Origin of the sequence: Burkholderia paludis (assembly GCF_000732615.1) — a bacterium.
Taxonomy (GTDB): domain Bacteria; phylum Pseudomonadota; class Gammaproteobacteria; order Burkholderiales; family Burkholderiaceae; genus Burkholderia; species Burkholderia paludis.
The window spans coordinates 42,693-51,739 of sequence record NZ_JPGL01000072.1 but is presented as its reverse complement, the minus strand read 5'-3'; the positions used below and the strand labels follow the sequence as shown (position 1 = coordinate 51,739).

Below are 9,047 nucleotides of genomic sequence, written 5' to 3'. Positions count from 1 at the left end.
CAGCAGCGCTGCGTTTTCAGCAGCAGAGAAGCGAGATTATGAACCGTGTTTCGCAGCTCGTCAACAACTTTTTTACTGCTTCGTTGCGACTGCGGGGTTCAACTTCCTGGGCCAGTTGCGCACTCCGGACTGCAGCACACCACCAGCTTCGCTTCCCCTTCCGCGCCGTGTTTCCGTTAGCGCGAAAGAGGCGTGATTGTAGGTACCTGCCTCGAATCGCGCAAGGGGTTTCTCAAAAAATATGAAGCCCCGCACGCTGCCGCGTGCGGGGCTTCATAAAGACGAGGCCGAACCGTCAGGCCGCGCGCGCCTGGCGCGCGACGATCTCCATATAGTGATCGAGATCCGGCGTCGTCTTGCCTTCCTCCTTCGCCGTATCGTCCCAGCGGCGCAGACGCAGTGCGTCCGCCGCGAACGGGCGCTGCAGGAACGCCGCCGTCTCCTCCTCGCTGAAGACGCCGCCCTGCAGCGCGAGGCTGCGCACCGAATCCGGCGACAGGCTCTCGAAGTAGCCGGCGTCCGTGCGGCACAGGCAGCGCTTCGCGTCGACGTGCAGCCGGATCGGCTCCAGCACCGCGTCGGAAAACAGCGGCCGCAGAAACGGCAGCACATAGTACTGATGCAGATCGTCGATCCCGCGCGCGCTCGGCGTTTCACCCTGGCGATTCAGCAGATGACCGAGATCGTGCAGAAAGGCCGCCGCGACCAGCGCCTCGCCGGCGCCCGCCTCTTCCGCCAGCAAGCCGCTCTGCAGCGCATGTTCGAGTTGCGTGACCGGCTCGCCGCTATAGGCCACATGGCCATGCTCGCGATACAGCCCGTGGATCTCTTGCACCGTCAATGCCATTCGTCTACTCCCAAGGCAGCGAAAACGTCTTCAGGTTCGTGAAGCTCTTCATCGCCTCCTGCACGCCTTCCTTGTAACCGAGCCCGGAATCCTTGATCCCGCCGAACGGCGACAGCTCGATCCGGTATCCGGGTACTTCCCACACATTCACCGTACCGACGTTCAGCTCGTTCACGAACCGCACGACCGCCGCCGTGCTGTCCGTACAGACCCCCGACGACAGCCCGAACGCCGTGCCGTTGCTGATGCGGATCGCGTCGTCGATCGTGTCGAACGTGATCACCGGCGAAACGGGGCCGAAAGTCTCCTCGCGCACGATCGTCATCGACGGATCGACGTTGTCGAGCACGGTCGGCGCATACAGCGCGCCGCGCCGCACGTTGCCGGTCAGCAGGCGCGCGCCCTGCGCGACCGCCTCCCCGACCCGCGCCTCGAACAGCCGCGCCGCCTCTTCGTCGATCACCGTGCCCATTTCGTTCGCGGGATCGAACGGATCGCCGTATTTCCATGCGCGCGTCTTCTCGACCAGCAACTCGGTGAAGGCGGGCGCGATCGAGCGCTGCACCAGCATGCGCTTGACGGCCGTACAGCGCTGGCCCGAATTCCGGTACGACCCGAGCACCGCCAGCGACGCCGCGCGCTCGAGATCCGCGTCCTCGAGGACGATCAGCGGATCGTTGCCGCCCAGTTCCAGCACGATGCGGCGGTAGCCGGCCCGCGCGGCGATGGCCTTGCCGATCGCCACGCCGCCCGTAAATGTAATCAGCGACGCATGCGGATGGGTGACGAGCTCGTCCGCGATCTCGCGCGGATCGCCGGTCAGCACCTGCAGCATCGGCTCCGGCAACCCCGCCTCGTACAGCAGGTCGGCCAGATAGAACGCCGACAGCGGCACCTTCTCGGACGGCTTCACGATCACCCGGTTGTTGGTCGCGATCGCCGGCGCGATCTTGTGCGCCACCTGGTTCATCGGATGATTGAACGGGGTAATCGCGACGATCACCCCGTCGAGGGGCTGCCGCTGCGAGAACACGCGCCGCGCCTTGCCGTGGGGCGTCAGGTCGCACGAGAAGCTTTGCGCGTCGTCGCGCAACGCCTCGACCGCCGCGAACTTCAGCACGTCGGCAACCCGGCCGATCTCGTAGCGCGAATCCTGTTTCGACAGCCCCGATTCGAGCGTGATCAGGTCGGACGCTTCCTCGGTACGCTCGCGCAGCAGCGCGGCCGCACGCTCGAGGATCTGCGAACGCTCGTAGCGCGTCAGCGTCGGCCGGTACGCCATCGCGTAGTCGAACGCCGCGCGCACGTCGTCAACGCTTGCCAGCGGCGCCGTCCCGACGCGCGTGCCCGTGTAAGGGTCCATGACGTCGAGCGTGCGTTCGCGCGCCGCGCGCGTGCCGCACCAGCGCAGCGTTTCGGCGCGGAACGCCGGGTGATCGTGTCGGGGATGAGCCATCATGTCGCGACCCGGTTCAGCACGAAATCGAACACGTCGAAGTTGCGCGGGCGACGCGCGGGATCGTCCCGCTCGATACGGCGATTGAACAACAGCGGCACTTCCTGCTCCGACACGCCGCCATGCGAGCGCAACGGCACCGTGAGGCCCGACAGGTCGTGTTCGCGCTCGCGCGTGCCGAGCGTCATGTCGCGGCGTCCGATCACGACGAGATCGCCGATCCGGTCGGCCGGCAATTCGAAGCGTGCGGCGGCTTCCGCGTTGTCGAGCACGAGCTCGACGCCGTCGAGGCCGCCCACGCGCCACATCGCCTCGGCCCGGTCGACGCCCGTAGCCAGGTAGATCGTCGCAAACGAACCGAGCGCGCCATGATGCACGACGTACGGATCGGTAATCGGCAGGATCACGCGCGCCGCCTGCGCGCCGTACCAGCCGTCGAACGCATCCTGCAGGTAGATCACGTTCGGCCGGCCCGTCGCGGGATCGTGCTTCGCATTCATCCCGTGGTCGGCCGTGAGCCCGATCGCCCAGCCGAGCGCGTCGAGCTGCGCGAGATAGCCGTCCATCATCGCGTAGAACGCGTTCGCGCCGGCACTGCCGGGCTCGCACTTGTGCTGCACGTAGTCGGTGGTCGACAGGTACATCAGGTCGACCTGGCGCGTCTGCGCGAGCCGCACGCCGGCCGCGAACACAAATTCGGACAGCGCCGCGCTGTAGACGTTCGGCGACGGCAGGCCGACCCAGTCGAGCACGTCGACGATGCCGTTTTCGGCGAGATTCGCCTGCGCGGCCTTCTCGGCGGAGAAGCAGATGCCGTTCAGCTGCCAGCCGAGCAGCCGGCGCAGCTTGTCCTTCGCGGTCACGACGGCCACCCGCGCACCGGCGTCGGACGCCGCCGCGAGCAGCGTGCCGGCCCGCAGGTAGGCCGGGTCGTTCATCATCACTTCGGCACCGCGCCCGCCGTCGGCGGCCGGATCCCAGAAATAGTTGCCGCAGATCCCGTGGACCGACGGCGGCACGCCGCAGACGATCGACAGGTTGTTCGGGTTGGTGAAGGTCGGCACGACACAATCGGCGCGCCAGGCCGTGCCTTCCGCGATCATCCGGCCGATGAACGGCGCGACGCCCGCTTCCACGGCACGTTCGAGGTAGTCGTACTCGCAGCCGTCGACGCAGACGACGACGGTCGGTTCGACCGGCAGCCGGTAATGCCGGCCGTTGACGTCGACGGAACGTCCCGCAAGCTCCGTCGATGCGCCGGTCGCGCCCGCTTCGCCGGGCTGGCGCAATGCGAACGCGGCGTTCATGATGCCGCCCGCTTGCCGCGCGGCACACGCGCGGCGATCAGCAGCAGCGCCGCGAGCGACGCGCCGAGCATCAGCAGCGACAGCGCCGATGCCGGAAGGTAATACCCCCGCTCCACCTGACCGATCACGACGATCGGCACGGTCGCGAAGCCGGGCGGATAAACCGTCAGCGTCGCGCCAAGCTCGCCGAGCGACAGCGCGAAACCGAGCGCGAGGCTCGCGCGCAGCGCCGGCACGAGCTGCGGCAGCAGCACGCGGCGCAGCACCATCGCGGGCGGCGCGCCGAGGCTCGCCGCCGCTTCGCGCAGCACGGTCAGCTCCGGCCGCAGCGCGGCGGCCGCGCAGCGATAGCAGAACGGCAGGATCAGCGCGAGCTGCACGAGCACGACGATCGCCGCCGAGCTCGACAGGTCGAGCGGCTTCTGGTGATACGCAATCAGCACCGCCAGCCCGAGCACCACGCTCGGCACGCCGTTCGGCACCATCACGAGCGCGTCGACCACCGCGCCCAGGCCGCGCCGGTCGCGCCCTTCGAGCGCAAGCGCGAGCCACAGCCCGAGCATCGTGCCGAACGCCGACACGCCGAAGCCGATCTCGAGGCTCGTCAGCAGCGCATCGTATTCCGGCGACCCGAGCCGCTCGAACCAGCGCAGGCTGTAGCCGGCGGGCAGAATCGTGCCCGACCACTGCGTCGACACGCTCGACAGCGCGACGACGACGACGGGCAGCACGAACAACCAGAAGCACGCGAACGCGGCCAGCGCGAGCGCCACGCGCGACGCATGTTTGAGCAGCGTGTCGCTCCAGCCGATCCGGTGGCGCGGCACGGCTTGCCCGATACGGAATTCAGCGGCCATCGTTCCCTCCCGTCGCACGCCGGTTCACCCGGCGATAAACCGCATAAAGCGCCAGCGACAACGCCAGCATCACGACCGCGCCGGCCGACGCGGTCGGCAAATCGAGGTCGACGGTCGCGCTGCTGTAGATCGCGACCGGCAGCGTAACGAGCCGCGCGCTGCCCAGCACGAGCAGAATCCCGAACTCGTTCAGCGTCAGCAGGAAGCACAGCACGGTGCCCGCGGCGATGCCCGGCCACGCGATCGGCAGCACGACGCGGCGCGCGAGCATCCAGCCGGACGCGCCGAGGCTGCGCGCGGCTTCGATCAGCCGCAGATCGAGCGTGGCGAACGACGCGAGCGTCGGCCGCACGACGAACGGCGTATAGAACACGGTCTGCGCGAGAATCACGCCGCCGATGCCGAACAGGAAGTTCAGCGGCGGCTCCTCCAGGTGGAACAGGTGCTGCAGCGCGATGCTGATCGACCCTTGCGAGCCGTACAGGAAGATCAGCGTGAACGCGACCAGGAACGACGGGAACGCGACGTACAGCTCCAGGAAGCGCGTGACGAGCGACGCGCCGGGAAACGGCTTGAAGAACAGCAGCGCGGCCAGCAGCACGCCGAGCACGGAGGCCGTGCCGGCGCTCGCGAACAGCACGCCGAGCGTCGTCACCAGCACGTCGCGCGTATCGGGGTTGCCGAAGAACGTGCGGTACGCGGCCAGGCTCAGCCCGTGATCGCCCGACACGCTCAGCAGCACCAGCCGCACCAGCGGATAGACGACGAGCGGGCCGAGCACGACGATCGCAAGCGCGGCGAGGTGCAGGTCGCCCATGCGCTTGCGGCGGCGCGCGGCGGCGGCATGTGCGGCGGCCGACGCAAGCACGTGCGGCGGCAGGCCGGCTTCAGGGCTCGATAAGGACGACATCGTCTGCCTCGCAATGCAGGGAAACGCGCGCACCGCGCTCGGGGGCCGCGCCGCGGCCGCGTTGCATCGTCACGCGCACGGGCTCGTCGGGCGCCGCATCGATCGTGACCGCGATCGACAGGTCCGCGCCCTGCCATTCGACCGACGACACCGTGCCGTGCAGCCCGCCCGCGGCGGGCGGCATCACGGTCAGGCGCTCGGGGCGCACGCAGGCCACCTTGCCGCGCACTTCGTGGCGCGGATCGCCGAGCGGGAAGATCACGTGCGGCGGCAGCAGGTTCGCGGGGCCGAGATAGCGGGCGACGTAGCCGTCACGCGGCGCGTCGTACAACTGCTGCGGCGTGCCGAGCTGCGCGATGTGGCCGTCGCGCATCAGCAACGCGCGGTCGGACAGCACGAGCGCGTCGTCGCGGTCGTGCGTCACGCAGACGACGGTCAGGTTCGGCAGGCGCTCGTGCAGCGCCTTCAGTTCGCTGCGCACCGACGCGCGCAGGTTGGCGTCGAGCGCCGACAGCGGCTCGTCGAGCAGCAGCACGTCCGGCTCGATCACGAGCGCGCGTGCCAGCGCGACGCGCTGCTGCATCCCGCCCGACAGTTGCGCGGGCAGATGATGGCCCGCGTCGCCGAGCTGCACGAGCTTCAGCGCGTCGGCGACGCGGCGCGTCACTTCCGACGACGCCATGCCGCGTGCGCGCAGCCCGAATGCGACGTTCTCGAACACCGACAGGTGCGGGAACAGCGCGTAGTTCTGGAACAGCAGGCCGAGATTGCGCTTGTGCGGCGGCGCATAGGTCAGGTCGCGTCCGGCCACGGTCAGCGTGCCGGTCAGGCCGTCGGCCTTCACGAACCCGGCGATGAAACGCAGCAGCGTGGTCTTGCCGCAGCCGCTCTTGCCGAGCACGGTCAGAAATTCACCGGCGCCGATGGACAGCGACAGATCTTCCAGCACCGTGCGTGCGCCGTAGCGCACGCTCAGGTGTTCGATCTGCACGCCGCCCGGCGCGCCGGACCGCAGCGTCGCTTGCGGTTCGGCGGCGCCGAATGCGCCGGGATGGGTCAGGGCGGTTTCCACCGGGTTCATCCTCTTGCTCACGAATACAGGCGGCGCGCGCCGATCACTTCGGCTTGACGACGTCGAGCTGCTTGCCCGAGCTGCCGATCACGTCCTTCTTCCAGCGCTCGATCCACACCGGCTTCTTCGCCATCACCTGGGACCAGTCGACCGGAATCAGCTTCACGCCGGCAATCGCCTTCTTGACCGCCTCGCCGTTCTTGCCCGTCAGCGGCACGTCGGTGCGGCCCGGGATGCCGAACATGTCCGGCACCTTCGACTGCACGTCCGTCGACATCAGGTAGTCGATCAGCTTCTTGCCCACGTCCTGGTTCGGGCCGCTCTTGATCAGGCCGATGCCGTACGGGAGCTGGAACGTGGTCGGCTGGTCGCCGTCCTTCGCGGCCAGGAAGATCGGCTTGACGGACAGCGCGCCGTGTTCGGCGTCGTCGAGATCCATCTGCAGGTCGCCGTTCGCGACGCTGATCTCGTTACGCGACAGCAGCACGTTCAGGTAACCGGTGCCCTTCGTATGGAACTTCACGCTCTGCGACAGCTTCGCGAGGTAGTCGAACGCCTTGTCCTCGCCCATCAGCGAAGTCGTCAGGATCAGCACGGCCATGCCGTCGCCGGCCGTGGCCGGGTTCGAGTACGCGACCTTGCCGGCGTAGGCCGGCGACAGCAGGTCGGCGAACGTCTTCGGCTGGCTCTTCACGACGTCCGGGTTGATCGCGAACGAGAAGTAGTTGTTCACGAACGTCGCCCACGTGCCGTCCTCGGCCTTCGCGATGGCCGGCACGTTCTTGTAGTTCACGCTCTGGTACGGCTGCAGCAGGCCCATCTGGCCAGCTTGCTGGATGAACGGCGGCAGCGTGACGATCACGTCCGCCTTCGGGGAATTCTTCTCGATGTTCGCGCGGTTCACGACCTCGCCGCTGCCTGCCGTCACGATGTTGACCTTGACGCCTTCCTTCTTCTCGAACGCCGGCAGCACATCGCGATAGAGATTCTCGAGGCCGTCTGCCGTATAGAGCACGACCGCGCTCGCCGCGTGCGCGGGCAACGCGGCGCCCATCAGGCCGGCGACGCTGGCGGCCAGCGCAAGCTTGCGGAACGCGCCGGCAGCGGCGCGCGAGGATTTCTGCAGTGTCATCTCACTTCTCCGTAGGCGGAACACCAAATGGCCGGGGGCACACCGGCTCTGTCGGCCGGAGCTGGCGCTTCGGCGCCGACTCCTGCCCCGTGCAAGGCCTGTTATCCGGGCAGGCCGACAACCGGCCTCGCCTCGCTGCCGCGCAGTGGGTGGTTTCTCGCGGCAAGCGAAGGATCACAGCGTTCGATGACAAACCCGTGACGATTCCCACAATTTCCAAAAAATGACACATTTTGCCAATATCATGCAAGTCATTCAGAAATGCCGCCCGGTGTTTCGTCCTACCTTTGCAAGGAAAAACCATGTCCGATCCGATCCTTCTCACGCCCGGCCCGCTCACCACGTCCGCCACGACCCGCCACGCAATGCAACATGACTGGGGCTCTTGGGATGCCGCTTTCAATCAACTGACGGCCAGCGTCTGCGCGGATCTCGTCGCCATCGCGCACGGCGGCGACGAGTACGTGTGCGTGCCGATGCAGGGCAGCGGCACGTTCTCGGTCGAGGCCGCGCTCGGCACGCTGGTGCCGCGCGACGGCGTGGTGCTCGTGCCCGACAACGGCGCGTACTGCGCGCGCATCCTGAAGATCCTCGGCCGGCTCGGCATCGAAGCGATCGCGTTGCCGTTCGGCGAGGACGCAGCCGTCGATCCGGCCGCGATCGAAGCCGCGTTCGCACGCGAGCCGCGCATCACGCACGTCGCGCAGGTGCATCTGGAGACGAGCGCCGGCATCCTGAACCCGCTCGACGCGATCGCCGCCGTGTGCCGGCGTCACGGCAAGCGGCTGATCGTCGATGCGATGAGTTCGTTCGGCGCGCTGCCGATCGCACTGGCGGACAGCGGCATCGACGCGCTGATCTCGGCCAGCGGCAAATGCCTCGAAGGCGTACCGGGGATGGGATTCGCGATCGTGCGTCGCGACGCGCTCGACGCGAGCGAAGGCAACTCGCCGTCGCTCGCGCTCGATCTTCACGATCAGTACGCGTACCTGCGCAAGACGGGCCAGTGGCGCTTCACGCCGCCGACGCACGTGATCGCCGCACTGCGCGCCGCGCTCGACCAGTACCTCGCCGAAGGCGGCCAGCCGGCGCGCGGCGCGCGCTATGCCGACAACTGCCGGACGCTGGTCGAATCGATGCGCGCGCTCGGCTTCGCGCCGTTCCTCGACGCGAGCGTGCAGGCGCCGGTGATCGTCACGTTCCACGCCCCCGCCCATCCGGCCTACGATTTCCGCCGCTTCTACGACGCGGTGCGCGACGCGGGCTTCATCCTGTATCCGGGCAAGCTCACGCAGCTCGAGACGTTCCGCGTCGGCTGCATCGGCGCGATCGACGCGAACGATATCCGGCGCGCGGTCGCCGCGATCGCGCGGGCGGTCGAATCGCTCGGCATCGCCGTGCAGCGCGCCTGAAGCCGCGCGCGACCCGGAGTACGGACCGGCACGCCGGGCGGCGCACCGACAAAA

At 68.1% G+C, this 9,047-nt stretch carries 9 protein-coding genes; 2 read left to right on the top strand and 7 right to left on the bottom strand.

What is annotated here, in order from left to right; genetic code table 11:
* Positions 1 to 196 (top strand): hypothetical protein (locus GQ56_RS46760; RefSeq protein ID WP_235212803.1); only part of this gene is annotated, 196 nt, incomplete at its 5' end.
* Positions 197 to 295: 99 nt separating this feature from the next.
* Here the strand turns inward: GQ56_RS46760 and GQ56_RS0133100 are convergent.
* From GQ56_RS0133100 to phnS, 7 genes are read right to left on the bottom strand one after another with little or no spacing between them, the layout of a single operon-like run.
* Positions 296 to 847: a phosphonate degradation HD-domain oxygenase gene (locus GQ56_RS0133100; protein WP_031402736.1), complete on the bottom strand. Its 552-nt coding sequence runs from the start codon at positions 845 to 847 to the stop codon at positions 296 to 298.
* A 4-nt stretch (positions 848 to 851) separates the two neighbouring features.
* Positions 852 to 2,306, bottom strand: a complete 1,455-nt coding sequence (gene phnY / locus GQ56_RS0133095; protein WP_031402735.1) for a phosphonoacetaldehyde dehydrogenase — start codon at positions 2,304 to 2,306, stop codon at positions 852 to 854.
* Complete coding sequence (gene phnA, locus GQ56_RS0133090) at positions 2,303 to 3,610, bottom strand: phosphonoacetate hydrolase (protein ID WP_031402734.1); 1,308 nt, start codon at positions 3,608 to 3,610, stop codon at positions 2,303 to 2,305. The genes phnY and phnA overlap by 4 nt, the downstream gene beginning before the upstream one ends.
* Positions 3,607 to 4,467: a 2-aminoethylphosphonate ABC transport system, membrane component PhnV gene (gene phnV, locus GQ56_RS0133085; RefSeq protein WP_031402733.1), complete on the bottom strand. Its 861-nt coding sequence runs from the start codon at positions 4,465 to 4,467 to the stop codon at positions 3,607 to 3,609. Before phnV ends, phnA begins: the two co-directional genes overlap by 4 nt.
* Entirely contained in the window at positions 4,457 to 5,377 is a 921-nt protein-coding gene (gene phnU, locus GQ56_RS0133080; protein WP_031402732.1) for a 2-aminoethylphosphonate ABC transporter permease subunit, read from the bottom strand. The genes phnV and phnU overlap by 11 nt, the downstream gene beginning before the upstream one ends.
* Positions 5,355 to 6,458 (bottom strand): 2-aminoethylphosphonate ABC transport system ATP-binding subunit PhnT, encoded by a 1,104-nt coding sequence (gene phnT, locus GQ56_RS0133075; protein ID WP_031402731.1) that lies wholly within the window; start codon positions 6,456 to 6,458, stop codon positions 5,355 to 5,357. Before phnT ends, phnU begins: the two co-directional genes overlap by 23 nt.
* A 34-nt stretch (positions 6,459 to 6,492) precedes the next feature.
* A complete protein-coding gene (phnS, locus tag GQ56_RS0133070) occupies positions 6,493 to 7,581 on the bottom strand; it encodes a 2-aminoethylphosphonate ABC transporter substrate-binding protein (RefSeq protein ID WP_031402730.1) in 1,089 nt (362 codons plus the stop codon).
* 302 nt (positions 7,582 to 7,883) lie between these two features.
* Here phnS and GQ56_RS0133065 point away from each other — a divergent pair, with 302 nt between their 5' ends.
* On the top strand, positions 7,884 to 8,993 hold the full coding sequence (locus GQ56_RS0133065; RefSeq protein ID WP_031402729.1) for a 2-aminoethylphosphonate--pyruvate transaminase: 1,110 nt from the start codon (positions 7,884 to 7,886) through the stop codon (positions 8,991 to 8,993).
* Positions 8,994 to 9,047 lie beyond the last annotated feature (54 nt).